Source organism: Erythrobacter epiphyticus, from assembly GCF_034653295.1.
Taxonomy (GTDB): domain Bacteria; phylum Pseudomonadota; class Alphaproteobacteria; order Sphingomonadales; family Sphingomonadaceae; genus Erythrobacter.
Genome location: NZ_JAYEEU010000007.1, coordinates 798,642 through 820,597, shown reverse-complemented (window position 1 = coordinate 820,597; position 21,956 = coordinate 798,642). Strand labels below are relative to the sequence as shown.

The 21,956-nt window shown below is 64.3% G+C and carries 24 protein-coding genes; 15 read left to right on the top strand and 9 right to left on the bottom strand.

The annotated features are described in order from the left end of the window. Positions 1 to 114 precede the first annotated feature (114 nt). Entirely contained in the window at positions 115 to 3,444 is a 3,330-nt protein-coding gene (locus SOQ14_RS09460; protein ID WP_322897830.1) for an amidohydrolase family protein, read from the top strand. Between the two features lie 18 nt (positions 3,445 to 3,462). On the opposite strand, the gene SOQ14_RS09455 is transcribed toward SOQ14_RS09460, so the two are convergent. From SOQ14_RS09455 to SOQ14_RS09420, 8 genes are all read right to left on the bottom strand, one after another. Further along, on the bottom strand, positions 3,463 to 4,200 hold the full coding sequence (locus SOQ14_RS09455; protein ID WP_322897828.1) for a sigma-70 family RNA polymerase sigma factor: 738 nt from the start codon (positions 4,198 to 4,200) through the stop codon (positions 3,463 to 3,465). Beyond that, positions 4,197 to 6,284, bottom strand: coding sequence for a flagellar biosynthesis protein FlhA (locus tag SOQ14_RS09450; protein WP_322897876.1), 2,088 nt, complete (start codon positions 6,282 to 6,284; stop codon positions 4,197 to 4,199). The genes SOQ14_RS09455 and SOQ14_RS09450 overlap by 4 nt, the downstream gene beginning before the upstream one ends. 29 nt (positions 6,285 to 6,313) lie before the next feature. Further along, entirely contained in the window at positions 6,314 to 7,267 is a 954-nt protein-coding gene (locus tag SOQ14_RS09445; protein WP_322897827.1) for a transglycosylase SLT domain-containing protein, read from the bottom strand. 90 nt (positions 7,268 to 7,357) lie between these two features. Beyond that, positions 7,358 to 7,708 carry a flagellar protein FlgN gene (locus SOQ14_RS09440; protein ID WP_322897826.1) on the bottom strand — a complete coding sequence of 117 codons (351 nt, stop codon included), beginning with the start codon at positions 7,706 to 7,708 and terminating at the stop codon, positions 7,358 to 7,360. Then, positions 7,705 to 8,016 carry a flagellar biosynthesis anti-sigma factor FlgM gene (flgM, locus tag SOQ14_RS09435; RefSeq protein ID WP_322897825.1) on the bottom strand — a complete coding sequence of 104 codons (312 nt, stop codon included), beginning with the start codon at positions 8,014 to 8,016 and terminating at the stop codon, positions 7,705 to 7,707. Before flgM ends, SOQ14_RS09440 begins: the two co-directional genes overlap by 4 nt. A gap of 92 nt (positions 8,017 to 8,108) precedes the next feature. Then, positions 8,109 to 8,612 (bottom strand): flagella basal body P-ring formation protein FlgA, encoded by a 504-nt coding sequence (locus tag SOQ14_RS09430; protein WP_322897824.1) that lies wholly within the window; start codon positions 8,610 to 8,612, stop codon positions 8,109 to 8,111. Between the two features lie 62 nt (positions 8,613 to 8,674). Further along, the gene (locus SOQ14_RS09425) at positions 8,675 to 9,106 is read right to left on the bottom strand and encodes a hypothetical protein (RefSeq protein WP_322897823.1); all 432 of its coding nucleotides are present in this window, start codon (positions 9,104 to 9,106) and stop codon (positions 8,675 to 8,677) included. Then, a complete protein-coding gene (locus tag SOQ14_RS09420; RefSeq protein WP_322897822.1) occupies positions 9,103 to 9,780 on the bottom strand; it encodes a MotA/TolQ/ExbB proton channel family protein in 678 nt (225 codons plus the stop codon). The genes SOQ14_RS09425 and SOQ14_RS09420 overlap by 4 nt, the downstream gene beginning before the upstream one ends. Positions 9,781 to 10,084: 304 nt before the next feature. Here SOQ14_RS09420 and flgB point away from each other — a divergent pair, with 304 nt between their 5' ends. From flgB to SOQ14_RS09350, 14 genes are all read left to right on the top strand, one after another. Further along, positions 10,085 to 10,438 (top strand): flagellar basal body rod protein FlgB, encoded by a 354-nt coding sequence (gene flgB, locus SOQ14_RS09415; protein WP_322897821.1) that lies wholly within the window; start codon positions 10,085 to 10,087, stop codon positions 10,436 to 10,438. A 4-nt stretch (positions 10,439 to 10,442) separates the two neighbouring features. Then, the gene (gene flgC, locus SOQ14_RS09410) at positions 10,443 to 10,853 is read left to right on the top strand and encodes a flagellar basal body rod protein FlgC (RefSeq protein ID WP_322897819.1); all 411 of its coding nucleotides are present in this window, start codon (positions 10,443 to 10,445) and stop codon (positions 10,851 to 10,853) included. A 32-nt stretch (positions 10,854 to 10,885) separates the two neighbouring features. Further along, the gene (locus SOQ14_RS09405; protein WP_322897818.1) at positions 10,886 to 11,167 is read left to right on the top strand and encodes a flagellar hook assembly protein FlgD; all 282 of its coding nucleotides are present in this window, start codon (positions 10,886 to 10,888) and stop codon (positions 11,165 to 11,167) included. Between the two features lie 31 nt (positions 11,168 to 11,198). Continuing rightward, positions 11,199 to 12,011, top strand: coding sequence for a flagellar hook-basal body protein (locus tag SOQ14_RS09400; RefSeq protein ID WP_322897817.1), 813 nt, complete (start codon positions 11,199 to 11,201; stop codon positions 12,009 to 12,011). A 10-nt stretch (positions 12,012 to 12,021) separates the two neighbouring features. Continuing rightward, positions 12,022 to 12,792, top strand: coding sequence for a flagellar basal-body rod protein FlgF (locus SOQ14_RS09395; RefSeq protein WP_322897816.1), 771 nt, complete (start codon positions 12,022 to 12,024; stop codon positions 12,790 to 12,792). Positions 12,793 to 12,823: 31 nt separating this feature from the next. After that, positions 12,824 to 13,615 (top strand): flagellar basal-body rod protein FlgG, encoded by a 792-nt coding sequence (gene flgG, locus SOQ14_RS09390; protein WP_322897814.1) that lies wholly within the window; start codon positions 12,824 to 12,826, stop codon positions 13,613 to 13,615. A gap of 14 nt (positions 13,616 to 13,629) precedes the next feature. Next, positions 13,630 to 14,316, top strand: coding sequence for a flagellar basal body L-ring protein FlgH (locus tag SOQ14_RS09385; RefSeq protein ID WP_322897813.1), 687 nt, complete (start codon positions 13,630 to 13,632; stop codon positions 14,314 to 14,316). A gap of 17 nt (positions 14,317 to 14,333) precedes the next feature. After that, positions 14,334 to 15,428, top strand: a complete 1,095-nt coding sequence (locus tag SOQ14_RS09380; RefSeq protein WP_322897812.1) for a flagellar basal body P-ring protein FlgI — start codon at positions 14,334 to 14,336, stop codon at positions 15,426 to 15,428. Beyond that, complete coding sequence (locus SOQ14_RS09375; protein ID WP_322897810.1) at positions 15,428 to 15,757, top strand: flagellar biosynthesis protein FlgJ; 330 nt, start codon at positions 15,428 to 15,430, stop codon at positions 15,755 to 15,757. The genes SOQ14_RS09380 and SOQ14_RS09375 overlap by 1 nt, the downstream gene beginning before the upstream one ends. After that, positions 15,757 to 17,097 (top strand): flagellar hook-associated protein FlgK, encoded by a 1,341-nt coding sequence (gene flgK, locus SOQ14_RS09370; protein ID WP_322897809.1) that lies wholly within the window; start codon positions 15,757 to 15,759, stop codon positions 17,095 to 17,097. The genes SOQ14_RS09375 and flgK overlap by 1 nt, the downstream gene beginning before the upstream one ends. A gap of 13 nt (positions 17,098 to 17,110) precedes the next feature. Continuing rightward, positions 17,111 to 18,031 carry a flagellin N-terminal helical domain-containing protein gene (locus SOQ14_RS09365; protein ID WP_322897808.1) on the top strand — a complete coding sequence of 307 codons (921 nt, stop codon included), beginning with the start codon at positions 17,111 to 17,113 and terminating at the stop codon, positions 18,029 to 18,031. A 32-nt stretch (positions 18,032 to 18,063) separates the two neighbouring features. Next, positions 18,064 to 18,927, top strand: coding sequence for a flagellar motor stator protein MotA (gene motA / locus SOQ14_RS09360; protein WP_322897807.1), 864 nt, complete (start codon positions 18,064 to 18,066; stop codon positions 18,925 to 18,927). Between the two features lies 1 nt (position 18,928). Beyond that, complete coding sequence (locus SOQ14_RS09355) at positions 18,929 to 19,831, top strand: flagellar motor protein MotB (RefSeq protein ID WP_322897806.1); 903 nt, start codon at positions 18,929 to 18,931, stop codon at positions 19,829 to 19,831. A 74-nt stretch (positions 19,832 to 19,905) separates the two neighbouring features. Continuing rightward, the gene (locus SOQ14_RS09350) at positions 19,906 to 20,445 is read left to right on the top strand and encodes an EF-hand domain-containing protein (RefSeq protein ID WP_322897805.1); all 540 of its coding nucleotides are present in this window, start codon (positions 19,906 to 19,908) and stop codon (positions 20,443 to 20,445) included. Here the strand turns inward: SOQ14_RS09350 and SOQ14_RS09345 are convergent. Then, a complete protein-coding gene (locus SOQ14_RS09345; RefSeq protein ID WP_322897804.1) occupies positions 20,442 to 21,875 on the bottom strand; it encodes an NAD-dependent succinate-semialdehyde dehydrogenase in 1,434 nt (477 codons plus the stop codon). The genes SOQ14_RS09350 and SOQ14_RS09345 overlap by 4 nt on opposite strands. Positions 21,876 to 21,956 lie beyond the last annotated feature (81 nt).

Below are 21,956 nucleotides of genomic sequence, written 5' to 3'. Positions count from 1 at the left end.
GCTCGCTTCATTCTCCCCCATCAGACGTCGCCGCCAATCGACCAGCGACATGCGCGCCTCTAGCAATATCCTTGTGCCTCGCTAGTGTCCCGCCGCAAACAGGGAGATACATTCATGCGTCATATCGCCGCCACTTTGCTGGCCACTGCCGCCGTGATCGCCACGCCGCTCGCCGCGCAGGACAGCGAGACCAAGCCCGAAAAATGGAACATCGAAGCCCCCAAGGGCGCGACCATCAAGCAGGTGCCGATCCAGACCGATGAAGGCACCTGGATGGATGTCGATGTGTCGCCCGATGGCAAGACGCTCGCCTTCACACTGCTGGGCGATATCTACACGATGCCGATCACCGGCGGCACGCCGACCCGCATTGCCGAGGGCATGGCATGGGAAGTGCACCCGCGGTTTTCGCCCGATGGCAAGCGCATCGCCTTCACTTCGGATCGCGGTGGCGGCGAGAATATCTGGGTGATGAACGCCGACGGCAGTGACAAGCGGCAGGTGACCAAGGAAGATTTCCGCCTCCTCAACCAGCCGAGCTGGTCGCCCGACGGGCAGTATATTGCGGCGAAGAAGCACTTCACCACGCAGCGCTCGCTCGGCACGGGGGAAATCTGGCTCTACCACGTTTCGGGCGGCGGCGGTGTGCAGGTGGTCGAACGCGCCAATGACCAGCTCCAGAAGGAATTGGGCGAGCCGATCTTCGCCCCTGATGGCAAGGCGATCTACTTCACCCGCAACACCACGCCGGGGAACATCTTTGAATACGCGCAGGATTCCAACGCCGGGATCTTCGCGATCGAGCGGCATGATCTGACGACCGGCGAAACCCGCACCGCTGTCGGCGGGTATGGCGGCGCGGTGCGTCCGGCACCTTCGCCTGATGGCACGACTCTCGCCTTTGTCCGCCGCGACAAGGACCAGTCGCAGCTGTGGATCAAGGACCTTGCCAGCGGGCGCGAGCGGATGATCTTCGGCAAGCTCGATCTCGATGTGCAGGAAACCTGGGCGGTCACCGGGGTCTATCCCAACATCGCGTGGACGCCTGACAGCGCCAGCATCATCTTCTGGGCGGGCGGCAAACTCAACCGCGTGAACCGTGACGGCAGCGGTCATGCGGTGATCCCCTTCACCATCAACGACACGCGCGGGATTGCCGATGCGCCGCATCCGGTGATCCCGGTCGCGCCCGACAGCTTCACCACGTCGATGCCGCGCTTTGCCACGCTGTCGCCCGATGGCAGCCGCGTGGTGTTCGAAAGCCTCGGGCGGCTTTACACCAAAACAGCAGGCTCCAACGCTGCCCCCGTGCCGCTGACCGGCGACAAGGCCGATGCGCTCGAAGCCTTCCCTGCCTTCAGCCGCGATGGCCGCCAGATGGCCTATGTCCGCTGGAACGACGAGAAGCTCGGCGAGATCGTGCTCGCCGATGCCCGCGGGCAGGCGCGGCGCGTGATCAGCGCGCAGCCCGGCCACTATGCCAATCTCGCCTTCTCGCCCGATGGCAAGATGATCGCCTTTGAAAGCCGCACCGGCGGATATCTGACCGCGCCCGAATATTCGGAAAATCCCGGCGTCTATGTGATGCCGGCGGGCGGCGGGGCGGCGCGCCTCGTCAGCCGGGATGCGGGCACGCCGCAATGGGGCGCTGGCTCGGATCGCCTGTTCATGCTGGCGCGCGATGGCGGCAAGGCCGCGCTGATCTCGACCGACCTCAATGGCGAGGCCAAGCGCGTCCATGTGCGCGGCGAACTGGCCAATGATTTCCGGGTTGCGCCCGATGGCCGCACGATTGCCTTCCGCCAGAATTACGAAGTCTTCGCCATGCCGCTGCTGCCGGGTGGCAAGCCGGTGGATGTGAGCGAGACCGGCGGGGCACTGCCTGTCACCCGGGTCAGCACCGGCGGGGCGGATTTCATCGGCTGGGCCAAGGGCGGCGAAACACTGTTCTGGTCGATCGGGCCGGAATTGCAGAGCGCGAGCGTCGCCGAATTCTTCGCCAATGCGCCCAAAGCTGCGGACGACAAGACCGCCAAGGCCAAGCCTGCCGTTGCTCGCACAGCGCTGGCGATGACCGTGCCAGCGGCCAAGCCTTCGGGCACGATCGTGCTGTCGGGCGCGCGCATCCTGACGATGAAGGCCGGGCTTGCCGACAACGATGCCGGCGTGATCGAAAATGGCGTGATCGTGATCAAGGGTGATCGGATCGCCGCGATTGGCCCGGCCAGCACCATCACTGTCCCGGCTGGTTCCAAGGTGATCGACGCGACCGGCAAGACCATCATGCCCGGCCTTGTCGATGCCCACGCCCACGGGCCGCAGGGGGTGGGCGATCTCATCCCGCAGCAGAACTGGTCGCTGGTGCAGAACCTCGCCATGGGGGTGACGACGCTGCACGATCCCTCGAACCGGGCGAGCCAGATCTTCGCGGCGGCTGAACGGCAACGCGCCGGGATGCTGCTGGCCCCGCGCATCTTCTCGACCGGCGAGATCATCTACGGGGCGCGCGCCCCGGGGGTCTATGCCCGGATCGACACCTATGATGATGCGCTGGCGCATGTCCGCCGGATCAAGGCGCAGGGCGGTATCTCGGTGAAGAACTACAACCAGCCGCGGCGCGAACAGCGCCAGATGGTCGCCCGCGCGGCCGCCGAGGAAGGCATGCTGGTGGTGGCCGAGGGCGGCTCGCTCTACGGGTTGGACATGAACATCGTTGCCGATGGCAATTCGACGCTCGAACACAATGTGCCGATCGATGTGTTCTACGATGATGTGCTGCAATTCTTCGGGCAGTCCAACACCAATTACACACCGACGCTGGTCGTCACCTATGGCGGCCTTGCCGGCGATCCCTATTGGCGCCAGGCGACCGATGTGTTCGACAATCCGCTGATGGTGCACACCCCGCCCCGGTCCTTGCTGGCCGAGACAGCGCGCCGGGTGAAAGCGCCGGAATGGGCCTTCATGGACGACAATTCGGCACGCGAGGCCCGCAAGCTCGCCCAGCGCGGAATCAAGGTCAGCATCGGCGCGCATGGCCAGCAAGCCGGTGTCGGCGCGCATTGGGAGCTGTGGAGCTTTGTGCGCGGCGGCATGAGCCCGATCGAAGCGCTCAAGGCCGGCACTATCGCTCCGGCCCAATCACTCGGTATGGACAAGGATATCGGCAGCCTCGAAGCGGGCAAGCTCGCCGACCTGCTGATCCTGTCGGATGATCCCAGTCAGGACATTCGCAAGTCCGATGCCATCGAACAAGTCATGATCGGCGGGCGGCTCTATGATGCCAAGACCATGAACGAGGTCGCCACCGGCACGGCCAAGCGCCGCGCCTATTGGTGGGAAGGCGGCACCGCCACCGCGACCGGCTCTGCCGAAGCGCGCGCGGCGGTTGATACCCACGGGCACGGCGATGGTGATGGCCACGGTCACGGGCCGAGCTATTGAACACGGCTGGCGGGGGCTTCAGGCCTCCGCCATGTCCGCTTGAAGCAACGCCTTGAGATCCTGCAAGGCCTTGGCCCGCAGCTGATGAACCCGCGGGACACTGACATCAAACACCGCAGCGATTTCCGTCAGGTTCAACTCCTCGACGAAGAACAATTGCAGCACCAGTTGCAGCCGTTCGGGCAAGGCTGTCATGGCGCGGACAAGGCGATCACGATCATCCGCCGCGCATAGCGCTTCAAACGGATCGGGATCATCGCTGGCAAAGGCCATGCTGGTCTCGTCATATTCTTCCGTAATCGGCGTCAGCGTAACCGATGATGCCTCGATCTCGCGCAGGGCTCCTTCATCAAGGCCGAGGTGCGCCGCCAGCTCGGCGCGGCTGGGCTCGCGTCCGAGCACGGATCGCAAGCTGCGCAAGCCATCTTCATAATGCGCCAATCTGCGGCGCGCGCCTCTGCTGGTGTGGGCCGCGCGGCGCAGGCAATCGACCATCGCGCCGCGTACCCTGATCTTGGCATAGGCGGCAAAGCCGTCCTCGGTCGGGCCATTATGCCGCGCCGCGCATTCCGTCAGCGCAAGCAGGCCCGCCTGCACCAGATCATCAAGCTCAAGGCCATCCCGGCCAGCACCATAAACGTGCCACGCTGTGCGCCGCACCAGCGGAAGGAAGCGCCTTACCCGGTCCTCGATCTCGCTGCGCGGCGGCGCCGCTGCGGCTCCATAGGCGCGCATTGTAACCGGATCGTGTTTCATACACTCAGCTCCTCTGGCGCGGGCAGAGCACCCTGGACGGGCGGTTCTGCCCCGATCACGCCCACCACTTCGACGGGGCGGTTCGAAGGTAACTCATTGATCGAAAGCACAAGGCAGGCCCGCACCCGTTGCTTGACCAGCGCTGCCAAGGCTCGCCGTGCTGGCGGCTGGACGATGAGGGCTACAGGGCCTCCCTCAGCGGCGATGATCTCGCCGAGCGTGCGCACAATCATGGCTCCGCAATCTGGATCGATCAGCGGCTGGCCCGTAGCCGGATCAATCATCCCGCCGAGGATCGCGCCCTCAAGCCCGGCATCCAGCGTGACGACTTTCAGGGCTTCACCCGGCTGGGCAATCCGCGCAACCAGACGGGCGCCCATCTCGGCCCGGACATGATCGATCAGCCCATCGAAATCATGCGTGCGTTGCAGGCCAAGCGCGAGCGCTGTGAACAAGGGCTGCGGATGCGCCAGACCGATCCCGTCAGCGATCAAGGCGCGCAGGATGCGTGTCAAGGCGGCGAGCGAAAGCGGATCGGGATGGACTGCCTCAACCAAGGCAGGAGCGCGGGCCCGCAGCGCGTCGAGCCATTCGCGCACTTCCTCGGGGCCAAGCAGGGCATGGGCTTCGGCCAGCAAGGCCTGCTGGGTGTGCGTGGCGATAACCGTCGCCGGATCGACAACCAAAAACCCTTCGGCCACCGCATGATCGCGCAGCGCCGGATCAATCCACAAGGCCGGGCAATCAAAGCTCGGATCATGGGTAGCCTCACCCGCGAGACCATGACCGGGGCGCACCTCGCCAGCATCAATAGCCAGCAGCCGTGCGGGCCGCACCGCACCATTGGCAACCACCACCCCTCCCAGCAGAACCACGTAATCCTGTGCCCCGAGATCAAGCGAATCCCGGATGCGAAACTGCGGCAGCACAAAGCCCAGATCGCGGGACAATTGCTTGCGAATGCCCGTGATCCGCGAGATGAGCGGCGCGCCGGCATTATTGTCCACCAGCCCGACAAGTCCGAAGCCCAGTTCGATCGTGACCAGCGTCGCATCGCTGACATCGTTGAGACTGATGTGATCAGGCGGGGTCTCAGGGGAAGCCACCAGAGGCGTGGCAGGTTCGGCCGCCCGGCGCGTAAGCTGCCACCAGATCGCACCTGCAATTGCTGCGCCCGGCAGAAAAACCAACTGCGGCATTGCCGGCATCAGCCCGATCCCGCCAAGGATCAGCGCCACGGGCAGCCAACCCCGAGGGTCAGAAAACTGTCCGGCTATTTGCCCCGTCAGATCGCGCTTGTCGGCAACACGCGTGACAATTGCGGCCGCAGCGATGGATAGCAGCAGCGCGGGAACCTGCGCCACCAGGGCATCGCCAACCGCCAGCGTGATGTAAAGCGACCCGGCTTCCTCGGCCGACAGGCCGTGGCTCAACATGCCGAGGGCAAATCCGGCAATAACGTTGACCCCAAGGATCAGCAGCGCGGCGACCGCATCGCCCTTCACAAACTTGGAGGCACCATCCATCGAGCCGTAGAATTCCGCCTCGACAGCAACCTTGGCCCGGCGCTCGCGTGCTTCTTCGGCTGTGACCAATCCCGCAGCAATATCCGCATCAATCGCCATCTGTTTGCCCGGCAAGGCATCCAGCACGAAACGCGCCGATACTTCGGAGACGCGCCCGGCACCCTTGGTGATCACGATCATGTTGATGATCAGCAGGATGCAGAACACGAACAAGCCGACGGCAAAGTTCCCCCCGACAAGAAATTGCCCGAAGCTTTCGATCACCTCGCCAGCCGCAGCACCGCCCTGGTGGCCAGCAACCAGCACCACGCGGGTCGAGGCGACATTGAGAGCAAGCCTCAGCAACGTCGCAAACAGCAGCACCGTGGGGAACGATGAAAAATCCAGCGGGCTGCGCGCATTCAGGGCAACCATCAACACGGCCACAGAAATGGCGATGTTGAGCACGAAAAATATATCGAGCAGCAAGGGCGGGATCGGCAGGACCATCAGCGCGAACAGCGCAAAAATGCCAACCGGCAGTGCCATAGCAGCGGGCGCGCGCCGGAGATGCCCCATCAGCGCGGGAGAGGAGAGATCAAACGTGGTCACAGCCGGAACGCCCGCAACTGGCTGTAAGCGCGTTGGACATGCGCCTGCGCTCGTCCCGAAGCTTCGCCCGCAGCGCCCCGCACACCGAAGGTCGCGTTGAGCACATCAGACAATGGCACCGAGACGGCACGCTCTGCCGGCAGGCCAGATGAAGGCGCGCTGGCGACGAAGGACGGTTGGGCCGATGCAGGCAACTGCGCGGCGACAGGTCGGCTTCCCCCGCGGGTCGCGAGCCCTGTCGCCTGCCCCATCTTCGCAGTGAGGTGGCTCATCACCCCGGCAAGACTGCGCGGACTGCCATCGGCTTCGTAGAATATCGGGGTATTGGCGGCTGCGGCCTTCCCGAACAAAGCGGCCGCGCTTTGGTGGGGATCCTCCTGCATCGCCGAAAGGAACCGTCCGGCGCCGCCTGCCCCGAGGAAATGTGCGAGATAGAGCTCGGTGTGATCGGGCTGGCGACCGAGGATCGGCATCAGATGTGCGGCATTATCCTCGGCAAGGCCGGCAGCCATCCATGCTGCAACCTGCGGATCGTTACGCATCGCGAGGATTTGCGAGCGTAACGCGGGATCAGCGACATATGCTCCGCCGTCGCGGCCGACTGCGATGGCACCGGCCACCGTGCCCAGCCCGAAGCGCGCGCCGTGCCGCTTCATGGTATCAAGCCAAGTGCTCTCGATGAACTGGTAAAGCCCGGTCGCGCTTGATGTGCGCGCCTTCGCTGCCGGATCAAGCGCGGATTCGACCCGCGCCTGAGCCAGCAGGAACGAAAAATCGACGCCGGTTTGGCGGGCGGCATTGGCGATCGCTCCTTCGACCGAAGGCGCCTCGCTTGTTACCGCTGGAATGCTGCCTTTCTCACGGCTTGCTTCAAAGCCACGTGCCGCCGCATCGAAGGCACTGCGACCTGCGCCTTGCGGAAGACTGAAAGTTGGCACCGAATAACCCAATGCTTGCTCCGATTGACTGGGGCGGTACCGCAGGGGCGCGATACCCGTCCCGATCTATCAGCAAGCAGCGTGCCAAATGGCGTAGGAGCGTCAGACGTGACCGGTGTGGCCCAATCCGCTGCGGCGCGCCTCGCCACCCAGTGCGGCAATCCGGGCCGCAACGTTGGCTGCGAGCAGGTTCCGCACCCGACGATTGACTTCGTTGAGCTGGCGCGCCGTCTCGGCCAGCGCAAGCGTGGGGCCATCAAGCGCCTTGCTCTCAAACGCGCCGAGGGCCTCGCACAATTCTTCCTTCTCGCGAGCGATCAGGAAGAGATCATCGGCATCAAGCGCGGCAAGCGCTTGCCGCTCCCGTTCGGTCACGGCAATCAATTGCCGCAGGCATTCCTTCAGGTTGGAATACTCTGCCGGGGCGGCTGCTTCGGGGGATACAGAGTTCATTTCCCGTCCTTCGGCAGCACTGAAAAGCTCACTTGCGCTGCAATCATGGCATCAACAATTTTCGTGGGCACAAGGGGATAGCTGCCGTCACGCAAGGCGGCACGGATCTGTTCCACGCGATCCGTATCCACAGGCGGCGTTGCACTTCCGATTGCCGATACCGAGCCGACTTCCACCGCCAGCCCTAGCTTCGCGGAGGATCCTGCAGCGGGGCTGGCGGATTGCGGCGCGGCTTGCGAACGGTCGCTTTCCGACAGCGCGCGGGCGGGGCCAATCCCATGCAGTTTGCTTATTTCAACCGAGGGCATCATGCGTCTCCGGGGTGGTTTCCAATTGCCAGAACGGCCGGGTGTCTGGAGGTTTAAGAACGAAATCTTCGAAATTTGCTCCGCAGGACTACTTATCGCACAGGGATCACCACCAGACCGGGATGTTCGATCCGGGCGCGAAGCGCTTCGGCCTTGCGAGCGGTGCGAACGAAGATCCAGTCGCCAATTTGTCCGCCCTCGACGGCCTCGCCCGGTTGCTGCACAGCAAAGCCCTGACCACGCACAGCAATCATGACGGAATCACCGCGTTTGACAGCCTGCGTGCCGTTGCTCGCTGCCGCCACGGGGGCAACGGCGACAAAGATCCGCCATGCGGACGGGCCCGGACATGCCACGCTTACGCTGGTGCGCGACGGGGTATGCCAATCAAGCACTAGGGGACTGGCGCAGGCCGCAAGCCGAAGCCGGGCATCAGTTGGCAAACGCGCGCCACCGGGACTGCCGATGGGCGCCCCGGTGAAGCCGACAAGCGCCCGATCGATTTCGGCCGGGCTGATGTACCCCGAGGCGCCAACAGGATTCGCGACTGCGGCAAGCGCAAGCGCCATGGCCAGACGAGTGGGAGCATAAGGCATGATAATCAGTTCCAGAACAAAGGTTGCCCACCCAAGAAAGCAATGATCATGCCAAGGCCCGATTACGGCCGATCTGCCGCCACACTGTCATAGGCCAGACTGGCATAGAGATCGGCGTCACTTCCTTGTGATAGGATCATGCGGGTAGACACCTTGCGCTGTTCGGCCTCCTGCGCGAGCCTGCTGGCCTGCTGCCACGCCTCGGTTTCACCCCCGGGCACGTAGCGTGCAAAGATTGTCAGGGTCGCACGGTCATCTTGGGACTGGCTGGCAAGCCACTCTGCGATGTTGGGACCGCCGGGGACCGGCCGGAAAATCGCCTGCGAAGGGGCAATCGTAACCTCCGGGACAGCCTCGCTCGGCCGTTCAGTGCCTGGCGACTGATCCGCTACGCTGGCAAACCCTCGCAGGGTAAGCAGAAACAGGATCAGCGACAGATCCGCAAGGATGAAGTGCCAACCGTATCCAGACCACAGGGAACGCTGACTAGTCATGCTGCGTGCACGAGCCGGGTTGGTGATTGGCGCGGATCTTTCGGGCAAGCGGGCGGCAATTGGTTCTGGAACCAGCGCATGAGCTTGGTGCGCACAGCCTGATCAGCCTGCCCCTTGCGCTCGATTGCACCGGCCAGCGGCAAGCAAATCAGGTGGGCAAGCAGCAACCCGTAAAGCGTCGAGACCACCGCGGTTGCCACTGCTGTGGCAGTCGTAGCGACCAGCGTTTCGTCGCCTTTCGGCGCAAGACCGGCGATCGCATAAAGCGTGGTGGCCAACCCGGCCACGGGCGCAAGCTCGCCCGCCCGCCGCCATGTCGCGGCCGCAGCGCGGTGCGCCGCACCGGAAGCTATACGCTGCGTTCGCCACTGCTTTTTCATCGCAGTAACATCGCCAAGGCGAAGATACGCTGCAATCACGTCGGCGAGCGCAGGGTCGGGCGGAAGCGGCGCCTGCGCTGCAAACCGCCCCTGCCGGTTGATCGCATAGACAAGCCGGGCCAAGGCGGCACGGTTGGTCGCTTCATCCAGTGGCGCCCGCGCAAGGCCGCGCAACTCTCTGAATGCCGTCCAGAGATTGCCCCAGCCATGCGCCAGCCCGCTGGCAATGATCGTGCCACCCAGCACAAGCACTGCCGCTTCTGGGTTGATCAGGCTGAAGCCCACAGTGCCCATCATCCAATCCTTATGTCCGCCCGCGCCACCTCCCACAGAACGGACATCATGCCGGGACGATTAAGCGCCCGACCGCGATTTGAGGGAAAGAATCGTCAGTACAGGAGCCCGCCCCTGATGTGGCGGCAGAACCTTGCCCTGCCCTGCAACCCGATCCGGCAAAACCCTGCCGCCCCGCCTTAGTCGCTGAGGCGCATCACGCAGGGCTCGGAGAGATTGGCACGTTTCCTGCTGGAAGGGGATCGCAGAAGCTGGCGCTGCCGGTTTCACCGCTGATCACTGTCCGCAAGGGAGCTTATCTGCCGTGAACGCAAAGATATTTGGCATCCATGGCGCCGCGCTTGAGGTGCGCTCGCAGCGCATGGGCGTGCTGGCCTCCAACATCGCCAATGCCGCCACGCCCGGATACAAAGCGCGCGACATCGATTTCGGTGCGGCCCTTGCCGCGCGCCTCGAAGGCAACAGGATGGGGATCGCCGGCAGCGAAAGCGCGGGCCTCGTTTATCGCAAACCGACCATGCAATCGCTCGACGGGAACACCGTTGAGCTGTCTCGCGAACAGATCGCCTTTGCCGAAAACGCCGTAGCCTACAGCGCCACGCTGTCCTTCGTGCAGGGCAAGGTCAACACCATCACCCGCGCGATCAAGGGAGAATAGGCCGATGCCGGACAGCCCCCGCATGAACCTGTTCAGCCTCACCGAACGTGCCATGTCGGCGCAGATGGTGCGGATGAATGCGGCCACCAGCAATCTTGCCAACGCCGGATCAGTCGCTCGCAGTGAAGGCGAAGCCTATCGCCCGATCCGCGCCGTTTTCGCCACCGAACTTGACCGCGCCAGCGGGATGGCAAGCGTGAGCGCGAACGGATTGGTCCGTGCCGAGGATGCCCCGACCAAGCGGTATGACCCCGGCCACCCGCTCGCCGATGCCGACGGCAATGTGTGGGAAGCGGCCGTCGATGAAACCGGTGAGATGGTCGAGATCATGGAAAGCGCCCGCCAGTATCAGAACCTGGTGCAAGCGCTGCAAACTGCCAAGCAACTGATGCTCGAAACCCTGAGGAGCAATTGATCATGCAAGTCACACCCAACCCTGTCCAACCGGTGCTTGACCGGCTCAATACGCCTTCGCAGCCAAGCGGCAAAGGCGGTCTGGGCGGCCTCGGTCAGGCTGATTTTCTCCGGCTGCTGACAACCCAGCTACAGTTTCAGGATCCGTCGTCGCCGATGAACAACGAAGCGATGCTGGCGCAGATGGCGCAGTTTTCCGCGCTTGCGGCCAGCACCGAGACGGCTTCGACCCTGTCGCAGATTTCGCGTCAGCTCGACCGGCTGATCGCCGCGCAGGAAGCGGCGGTGCCGCCGTCCGGAGCGCCCACCACCTGATCCCAACATCTTTCAACCGAGGATACCCGCCATGTCATTCTTCACGTCTCTCAGCGGCATGCGCAATGCCGAAACCAGCCTGCGCGTGATCGCTCACAACATTGCCAATGCCGAAACCACGGGGTTCAAGCGTTCAGGCGCGCAGTTCGCTGATCTTGTTGCCACCGGCAACAACACCGATCCGCGCCTCACACCGGGCATTGGCGCCACGCTGGCCGGTATCACGCAGGACTTTGCGCTTGGTCCGATCGAACAGACCGGGCGCAGCCTTGACCTTTCGATCAATGGCAGCGGCTTTTTCATGGTGACCGACCCCGTATCGGGCGAAACCAGCTTTACCCGCAACGGCCGCATGGAAGTCTCGGTGACCGGTGCTTTGCAGGATTCCTTCGGCGGAGCCCTGCAGGCATTTCCGGTTGACGCCACAGGGGCACCCACATCGGCTGTGCCCGCAAATGTCATCATTCCGATGTCCAATGCCGCGGGTGCCGAACTGGCGAACATTTCGATCAACCCGCGCGGACTTGTTACCGCGGCTTTCAACGACGGAACCACGACCCCCATCGGCATCGTTGCCCTTGCCAATTTCGCAGCGCCCAATGGTCTGCGCCCGGTCGGAGAGACCCGCTGGCAGGCTTCCGGGGATTCGGGCGCGCCCGCTTTCGGCAATCCGGGCAGCGGCAGCTTCGGTCAGTTGCGATCGGGCACGCTGGAACGCTCGAATGTTGATCTGGCGGGGGAAATGGTCTCGCTGCTGGCCGCCCAGCGCAATTTCCAGGCCAATGCCCGTGCCATCGATACGGCGACGCAGATCACCCAAACCGTGCTGAATCTGCGCCAGTAAGGCCTGAACGATGGACCGGCTGATCTACACCGCCCTCACCGCCATGAACGCGGCGCTGGATCGTCAGCGGGCAACCGCGAACAACCTCGCCAACGCGACGACACCCGGCTTCCGGCAAGAAGTCTTCGCCGTCCTTCCTGCCAGTCTGCGCGGGGAAGCCGACGGAAGCTGGGTCGAAGCGCGGGCGATGGCGCGCGGCAATGTGCGCGGCGCAGATATGGCCAGCGGGACAGTCAGTGCCACTGGTCAGCCGCTTGATATCGCGGTCGAAGGCAAGGCATTGATCGCCTTTCAGGCGCCCAATGGCGGCGAGGTGTATTCACGGCGCGGCGATCTCAGGGTCAGCGCGGCGGGACTGCTGGAAAATGGCGAAGGACTGCCTGTCCTGGGTGAAGGTGGCACGCCGATCAGTGTGCCGCCCGGCTTTGTCCTGAGCATTGCAGGCGATGGTGCAGTGCTTGCCCGCGATCCGGCCGCACCCGGCAACCAGCCGGCCGACACGGTTGACCGAATCAAGCTCGTCTCTGCCGAAGGCAGCCGTCTGGTCAAAGGCATCGACAGCTTCCTCAAGGTGCCTGACGGCGAGGGCGGAACCGGTGTGCTGCCGCCCGATCCCACTGCCAGGGTCACACCCGGCTCGCTCGAAGCCTCGAACGTGCAAACCGCCGAGGTTCTGGTCGGGATGATCGATGCCCAGCGTGCTTTCGAACAACGGGCCAAGATCATCCGCACCGCAGGCGAACTCGATGAGGCGGGCAGCCGCCTGATGGCGCTGCGCTGATCCAAGCTCATTTTTTCAGGGAGTCCTCATAATGCCCAATTCCGCTCTCAACGTCGCGCGCACCGGACTCGAAGCGCAGGATGCGCGCATCCGCGTGATTGCCAACAACCTTGCCAATATCGGCACGACCGGCTTCAAGCGTGACCGGGTCGATTTCGCGACGCTCACCTACCAGGAAAAACGTGTCGCGGGCCAGCAGTCGTCGGCGCAAAGCGCCTATGCGGTGGGCCTGAACCTCGGCACCGGCGTGCAGGTGCAAGGCACCAGCCGCATCGAAACACAAGGCAATCTTGATTCTACCGGCAAGCCGTTCGACCTCGCGCTGGATGGCCCGGGCTATTTCCAAGTCGAACTGCCACCCAATGGCGAGATCGGCTTTACCCGCGCGGGCAATCTGACGCTTTCACCTGAAGGCCAATTGATCACGGCGCAGGGCTTTGCGCTTACCCCGCCGGTGCAGATTCCGCTCGATGCCACCACCGTGACCATTGGACAGGACGGGATCATCACAGCGGTGACCGCGGCCTCACCTGAGCCAGTTCAGCTGGGCGAACTGGTGGTGGCAAGCTTCGTCAATCCGGCAGGGCTGCGCGCAATTGGCGACAACTTTCTGGTCGAAACGGCCGCCAGCGGCCCGGCGCAGGTTGGCCCGGCCGGTCAGGACGGGCGCGGCCGCATCCGGCAAGGCATGCTGGAGGCTTCCAATGTCAACGTCGTCGAGGAACTCGTCGGGATGATCGAGGCCCAACGCGCCTATGAAATCAACTCCAAGATGGTGAGCGCGGTCGACGAAATGCTTCGCAACGCCAACCAGACGCTGTGAGCAGGGAGCGCAGGATGAAGCGGGCTTGTGCAATCGTCATGCTCGGCGTGCTTGCTGGCATGCTCGGGGGCTGCATGGACGGGCTCGGCGCCGCGCCGCGCCCGGGCTTTACTTCGCCCCCACCGCCGCTGCCGGCGGCCGATGATCCAGCACAATCGGCAGCCAATGCGGGGGCAATCTTTCAGGCCAGCCGCGGGTATTCGGCCCTGCATGTCGGCGCACGTGCGCGGGCGGTAGGCGATATGCTCACCATTGTGCTGGTCGAGGCCACCACCACGCAAAAGAGCACAACCGGGCAAACGCGACGGGACGGGAGCTTTTCCATCACGCCGCCCGCGTCCGGTCCGCTCAGCTTTTTGAACCCCGAAGCCCTTAAAGCTGCCAGCGAAGGGACGTTCAGAGGTCAGGGCAATGCTGCGCAGCAAAGCCGTCTGAATGGTGCGATCGCTGTCACTATCGCCGCCGTCTACCCCAACGGGACAGCCGATGTTGTCGGGGAAAAGCAGCTGGCGCTCAGTCAGGGGGAAGAATGGGTGCAGTTCGCCGGACGAGTCCGGCTGATTGATGTGGATGCAAGCAACCGCCTGTTTTCCAATCAGGTGGCCAATGCGCGGATGATCTATTCGGGCAGCGGTGCGATCCAGGAGGCAAGCCGTCCTGGTTGGCTGTCACGGTTTTTCGGCATGATTTCGCCATTTTGATGAAGGGAGCACATGGCATGAAATTCCTTACCTGGCTGCTCGCCCTTGTCGTGGCGCTTGCCCCCGTCCCGGCAGCCGCCGAACGCATCCGCGACCTTGGCCAGTTCGAAGGCCTGCGCGCCAACCAGCTGACCGGCTATGGCGTGGTTGTCGGGCTGCAGGGCACGGGTGATGACAATCTGCAATATGTCACCGAAGCCATGCGGGGCGTGTCCGAACGGCTTGGCCTGCAATTGCCGCCCGGCGTCAGCCCCAACCTGCGCAATGCCGCTGCGGTCGTCATCACGGCCGAATTGCCCGCCTTTGCCAAGCCGGGGCAACGCCTTGACGTGACAGTCTCTGCGATCGGACAGGCCCGCAGTCTGCGGGGCGGTTCGCTCATCATGACCCCGTTGATCGGTGCCGACGGACAGATCTACGCCATCGCGCAGGGCAACGTTGCGGTCGGCGGTCTCGGCGCAAGCGCGCGCGATGGTTCGCAAGTCGCCATCAACGTGCCCACGGTCGGGCGCATCGCCGATGGGGGCACGGTGGAGCGGGCAGTCGCCACAGGATTCGACAGCGCAGGCAGCCTGAGGTTCAACCTCCATCAAGCCGATTTCCTGACCGCGAGCCGGGTCCGCGATGCGATCAACACCCGCTTTCCCGGCACAGCGCGGATCGGCGACGGGGTCAGCATCGAGCTGACTTTGCCAATGGGCAATGATGTGCGCTCGGGCATGCTGGCCGAGATCGAGATGCTCGCCGTCACCCCTGCGCCCAAAGCGGCCCGGGTGATTGTCAATAGTCGCACCGGAACCGTCGTGATCAATCAAGCGGTGCGGCTTGCGCCGGCCGCGATCAGCCACGGCAAGCTGGTGCTGCGGATCGAAGAGGCACCGATGGTCGTCCAGCCCGCGCCCTTCTCGCGCGGCGAAACCGCGGTAGAGGAATCCAGCACGATCAGTGTCGAACAGGAAGCCAGCCGGATTGCCTTGATGCCGGGCGCAGCCAACCTTGCGGAAATAGTCGACGCGCTGAATCTGTTGGGCGTCGGGGCGACGGATCTGATCGTGATCCTCGAAAGCCTCAAGCAGGCAGGTTCGTTGCAGGCTGAGATGGTGGTGCTGTGATGACTCCGCTCGATCCGCCTGCAGCCCCGATTCCGCTGGCGCGCCGCACGGCAAAGCCGCAGCCCGCAGCCGAACTTTCGGCCGAACAGGCGCAGCTTCGCAAGGCAGCGCAAGGGTTCGAGGCGATCATGGTGCGCCGCATGCTGGAAAGCGCGCGCGCGGCCTTCGCGGCGGACGAAACCCCGCTGACCGGCGGGGGTATGCAGCAGTTCACCGCGATGCGCGACGAACGCCTCGCTGACATCGCAGCGGAGACCGGAGCCTTCGGCTTTGCCCGCACGATCGAGGCGCAGCTTGCACAGCACATCCGCACGCCAGGAGCGAAGTGATGCCCATCGCCATGTTCTCGATCGGCCGCAGTGGCCTGCTTGCCTCCCGCACGGGTCTTGAACTGACCTCGCAGAACATTGCCAACGCGACGAACGGCGATTTTTCGCGCCGTAGCCTCACGCAGAGCGAGGTCGTCGGGACCGGAAACATCGGGTTCAATTCCTCGGATGCATTTGGTGGTGTGCGACTGAGCGGAATCGAGCGGGTTCAGAGCGCGTTGGTGCAGCGCCAGGCCCGCGACAGTGCTTCGGCGCTGGCGAGCACATCCGCGCAACTGCGGGGTCTTGCTGCCGCGGAAACTGCGCTTGAGCGCACCCAATTGTTCGATGCCATGGTTGCGTTTGAAGCGGCGCTTACCCGCCTCGAAAGCGATCCCACCAACATCCCCTTGCGCACGAGCGTGGTAGAAAGCGCGCGGCGTCTGGCAGGCACCTTCAACACGGCCAACGAAACACTGGCCAATGCCCGCGGCCTCACCGTCGGTGAAGCCGAAGCCGATGTCATGACCGTCAATACGCTTACCGAAGATCTCGCGCGCATAAACCGCGAACTGGTCGCCGCGCGTGATGGCTCGGCAAGCAAAGCTGCCTTGCTGGACAGCCGCGATGCAGCGCTCCGCAAGCTTGCCGATCAGCTTGGCATTACCGCAAGCTTCAACGAGAACGGTACCGTGCTGGTGACAGCCAATGGCACCCCGGAAGTGCCGCTGGTGGATGGCGGAACGAGCGCGCCGCTTTCGCTTGATGTGGCTGCGAACGGAACCATCGGCTTCACCATCGGCGGGACAGGCTTCGTCCCCGCCAGCGGTGCCATGGCCGGACGCGCGGCTGCGCTGCAAGGCAAAGCCGAAGTGCAAGATCAGCTTGATGCGCTGGCGAACAACCTGATCACACTGGTCAACACAGCGCAGGCAGCCGGTAGCGATCTTGCGGGCAGCCCCGGCCAGCCGATGTTCGCAGGAACCGGCGCGGGCAACATCGCTGTTGTCATGGTCTCGGGCGCAGGACTGGCAACCGCGCCTGGCGGGGCGAGCCCCGGCAGCCGGGACACCGCCAATCTGACCGCTCTCCTCAGCGGGATCGCGGCAGAAACGGGCCCGGTGGCGGGAGCCAATGGAATGCTGCTGCAATTGTCCAGCCGGGTCGCCGGACTTGAACTGCGCCGCGAAGGTTTAAGCATTGTTGCCGCCACCGCCGAAGGAGAGCTGCGGCGCGAGATTGGTGTCGATCTCGACACCGAAGCCGCCAATCTCGTTCGCTTGCAGCAGGCCTTCGAAGCGAACAGCCGGGTGATCCAGGTTGCGGCCAATCTGTTCGATACAATTCTGGCACTGCGCTGAGGGAGATGACGATATGGGCAGCTTGAGCACATCTTTCGGCAGCTTTTTCGAGCGTTCGATCAGTCAAATGAACGGCCTGCGCAGCCAGATCGACCGCGCACAGACCCAGATTGCAACGGGTTCACGCATCGAGCGCGGATCACAGGACCCGGCAGCCGCTGCGGCGCTGAGGGTGCTTGATCGGCGTGCGCGGCTGACGGAAGCCGCAAGTGCCAATGCCGCCCAGCTCGGGCAGGAACTCGGGCTGGCCGACCGCGAATTGCAAGGGGTCAGTGCCTTGCTGCAACGTGCTCGTGAACTGGCCGTAGCGGCGGGCAACAGCCCGCTCGGACCGACCGGGCGCGCCGCGATCGCCGCTGAGCTGGCACAGCTCGAACAGGAACTCTTCGCTCGCGCCAACGCGACGACCCCCGACGGCGAACCGCTGTTTGCGGGCGATGTGGCAGGCCCGGCCTTTACCCGCGATGCCAGTGGTGCTGTGATCTATGCGGGCAGCGCCACCGTGCCAGCCATTCCGCTTGCGCCGGGCACCGTGATTGAACGTGGTCTGCCGGGTTCGCGGGTCTTTGAATTCGAGCAAGGCGGCGTGCCCAGCAGTGCCTTTGCGGTGCTGGGAACGCTGGCCTCAGCGCTCGCCAGCGGAACCGGGGATCCGGCCGCCGCGGCGCGCGATGCCATTGCAGGGCTCGACAGCGCGCTCGACACCGTCGGCCGAGCGCAGACCATCTTGGGCACCCGCGCGGTATGGGTCGACATGATCCAAGCCGAGCAGCAGGGTCGTGCGGTTGATCTGGCCGAGCGCCGGTCGGAGATCGGTGACACGCAGATCAGTGAAGCAATCATCCGCTTGCAGCAGGCGATGACAGCGCTTGAAGCCAGCCAGTCGGCCTTCGCGCGGATCAGCAGCCTCAGCCTGTTTCGCGCCCTCTCCTGATCCTCTGCTGAGCTGCAAGGAACCTTCCGACCGTGTTTGCTGCTATCGGTATAATCGTCCTGCTGGTGATGGTGTTTGGCGGCTTCGTGCTGGCCGGAGGGTCGCTGGGACCGGTGCTGGCCGCCATGCCGCTCGAACTCATGATGATCGGCGGCGCCGCCGCTGGCGGCGTGCTGATCGGCAACACCATGCACGAGATCAAGCTGCTGGGCGGCGGTCTGCGCAAGGTATTCAAGGGCCCTTCCTACACCGAGGAAGATCATATTGATGCGATCGCGCTGACCAGCAAGCTGATGAAGCTGCTGCGGTCCGAAGGGCCGGTTGCCCTCGAAAGCCATGTCACCGACCCGGCCAATTCGGCGCTCTTCAGCGAATATCCCCGCCTCCAGTCCAACAAGGCGGTATGCGATCTGATCTGTGATCCCCTGACCTTGCTGGTGGTGTCGTCGGGCACGCTTGATACCCACGCGGTCGAGGATGTCATCGACAACGCGATCAAGACGCAGATGCACGAAATGGACGAGCCTGCTCACGCCATCCAGACGCTGGCGGATTCGTTCCCGGCTCTGGGGATCGTGGCAGCGGTGCTCGGCATCATCAAGACCATGGGTGCGATCGATCAGCCCCCAGCCGTGCTGGGCAAGATGATCGGCGGCGCGCTGGTCGGCACGTTTCTCGGCGTGCTGCTGGCTTATGGCTTCGCCGCGCCGATGGCGGGCCGCCTGAAGCAGATCAATGCCCATGACCAGAAGATCTTCCACGCGATCAAGCAGGTGATCGTGGCGAGCCTGCATGGCTACCCGCAGCCGCTGGTGCTCGAAGCCGCGCGCTCGGGGCTGCCGCCTGCCTATCGCCCGAAGCTGACCGAACTTCTCGACATGATGCGGGGTCGGTAAGATGGCCGATGCCGAGCCTGTTGCGGCAAACCGCATGGCTGCCACTGGCAAGCCGGTGGCACCGATCATCGTCAAGAAGGTCACCATCGTCGAAGGCGGGCATCACGGCGGGGCGTGGAAAGTCGCCTATGCCGATTTCGTGACCGCGATGATGGCGTTCTTCCTGCTGTTGTGGTTGCTCGGCGCGACCGAGGAAAAGCAGCGCAAGGGGATCGCTGATTACTTTTCGCCCACGCTGGTAAAGCTGCGCCAGGAAACCGCCGGTTCGGATGGGCTGCTCAAAGGTTCATCCATCACAGATTCGGACACCTTTCCCAATACCCGTAACCTCTCCGGGATGCGCACGATTTCCACCAGCGGTCTCAAGGAAAAAGGCACAAGCAGCAAGCAGGAGCGCGAGAAGATCGCCGCCTTGCGCGAGAAGATCGATGAAAAGCTCGCGGCCAAGCGTGAGGTGCGCCATCTCGCGCGACAGGTGCGGGTGATGCGTGCCCCCGAAGGGATCCGGATCGATCTGATGGATGATGCCGATTTCTCGATGTTTGAACTGGGCACGACCATCCTCACCCGGGATGCCCGCGGGCTGATCGGGGTCATCGGCGAAGTCCTGCGCAATGAACCGGCACCGCTGATCCTGCGCGGCCACACCGATTCACTGCCGTGGCGCAAGGGCGTGGTGGCGAATAACTGGTCGCTTTCGGCGGGCCGCGCCGAAGCCATGCGACAAGCCTTGCTGCTTTCCGGGATTGCACAGGGCCGGATGGCCCGGATCGAGGGCGTCGCTGACACCGAGCCTTTGATCGCTGACAATCCGGCTGATCCGCGCAACCGGCGGATTTCGCTGCTGCTGCTGGATCGCCCCGCGCCGATGGTTGCCGAGCCCAGCAGCGGACAAGCCCGATAAGCGCTGGTTCAGGAAAGGACGCGCATCTTGCGCTCACCCGAGCCTCGCGAAGGGTGTTGTGAAGGAGCCCGATCATGCGCAAAGCGTCTGTTGTCGTCGCCGGGGCCGCTGGCCTCATGTTTGCCGCTGCTGCCATGGCAGCGCCGCAGGGTAAGCCTGCCCGGCTTGATCCCAATGCGTCAGTCTCGCGTTCCGACACGCTGGCGATGATGAACCAGCGGTTTGATCGGATCGACACCAACGCGGACGGGATGATCGATCCTGCCGAGATGGCCGCTCACCGCGAAACGGTGAAAACATGGCGCGCCAAGCGCCAAGCCGCGCGGGCCGCGACCCGCGCGGAAGGGGCTGCGGCCGAAGCCAATGAAGCCGCCACCGCCGCCCGCCGCGAGGCTTGGACCAAGTTTGCCAAGGCCCGCGAAGAAGCCCGCAGCGCCCGGGGCGAGTTGGGCTTCGCGATGCGCGATGCCGATGGCGATGGGCTGATCAGCCGCGATGAATTCACCGCGCCCGCCTTGCGACGATTCGATCGCGCCGATGCCGATGGCGATGGTGTTGTCACGCCGGCCGAACGCGCCGCCATCCGCGAAGCCCGCCGCAGCCGACGCGGCTAGGCCTGATGGATGGCCTTGGTGACGAGATAGCTTTCGAGGCCTTCGGGGCCACCCTCGCTGCCAAAGCCTGACTCCTTGATGCCGCCAAACGGCGCATCGGCAAAAGAGATCGCAAAGCTGTTGATGCCCACCATCCCGGCTTCCAGCGCATCGCCCACCAGATTGGCAGTGCGCAGCGAATCCGTGAAGGCAAAGGCAGCCAGTCCGAACGGCACGCGGTTCGCGTTGGCGATGGCTTCATCAAGGGTCGCGAAGGGCCGCGTCACCGCAACCGGGCCAAAAGGTTCGGTGTTCATGATCGCAGCCGTATCGGGCACATCGGCCAGCAGCGTGGGCTGGAAGAAGAACCCTTCGCCATAGGCTTCCCCGCCCGCGAGCACACGCCCGCCCTGCGCGGTCGCATCGGTGATGAGGCCCGTCAGCGCCTCCGGGCGACGCGGATTGGCGAGCGGTCCCATCTGCACGCCGGGCTCGAGCCCATTGCCCACCTTGAGCCGCGCCGTGCGCGCGGCAAAGCCTTCGAGAAAGGCGTCATAGATGCGTTCATGCACGTAGAACCGCGTCGGCGAGACGCAGACCTGCCCGGCATTGCGGAACTTCTGCGGCACCAGCATGTCGAGCGTCTTGTCCAGATCGACATCATCGAACACCAGCACCGGCGCGTGGCCACCGAGCTCCATCGTGATGCGCTTCACCCCATCCGCGGCGAGCCGCATCAGATGCTTGCCCACCGCAGTTGATCCGGTGAAGCTGACCTTGCGGATCACGGGCGAGCCAATCAGCGTGCGGCTGATCATGTCGGGCACCCCGTAAACCAGCTGCGCGACATTGGCGGGGACGCCTGCATCGGCAAGGCAGCGCATCAGCGCCGCAGTCGAGGCCGGGCATTCCTCGGCGGGCTTGGCAATCACCGAGCATCCCGCCGCCAAGGCAGGGGCGAGTTTCTTGGCGAGCAGATAGACCGGGAAGTTCCACGGGGTGAACACCGCCACCGGGCCCACCGGCTGCTTGATCACCATCGCGCGCTGGCCTGTCGGGCGCACCAGCACCCGGCCATAGGCGCGCTTGGCTTCCTCGGCGTAGAAATCGAACATCGCAGCCGCGCCGACCACTTCGCCGCGCGCTTCGCCGACGGGCTTGCCCTGTTCGGTGGTGAGCAAGGTCGCGATGCGATCGGCGCGGTCGCGGATCAGCTCTGCCGCCTTGCGCAGGATCGCGCCGCGGGTGTCGACATCGACCATGCGCCACTCGGCAAAACCCGCCTGCGCGGCGGCGAGGGCTTCTTCGAGATCGGCTGCGCTCGCCACCGGCAATTCGGCGATCGCTGCGCCCGTCGCGGGGTTGAGCACCGCCAGCGCATCGCGTCCTTCGCCCATGCGCCAGCTGCCATTGATGAACAGCGCGAGATCGGATGCGTAAGCCTGCGTCATGAAAAATCCTGTTGGTTGCGAAGAGCCAAGTCGGCCCGGCTGCCCAGTCAACCTTGCCCAGCCAGCCGGGGCTGGCAAGCG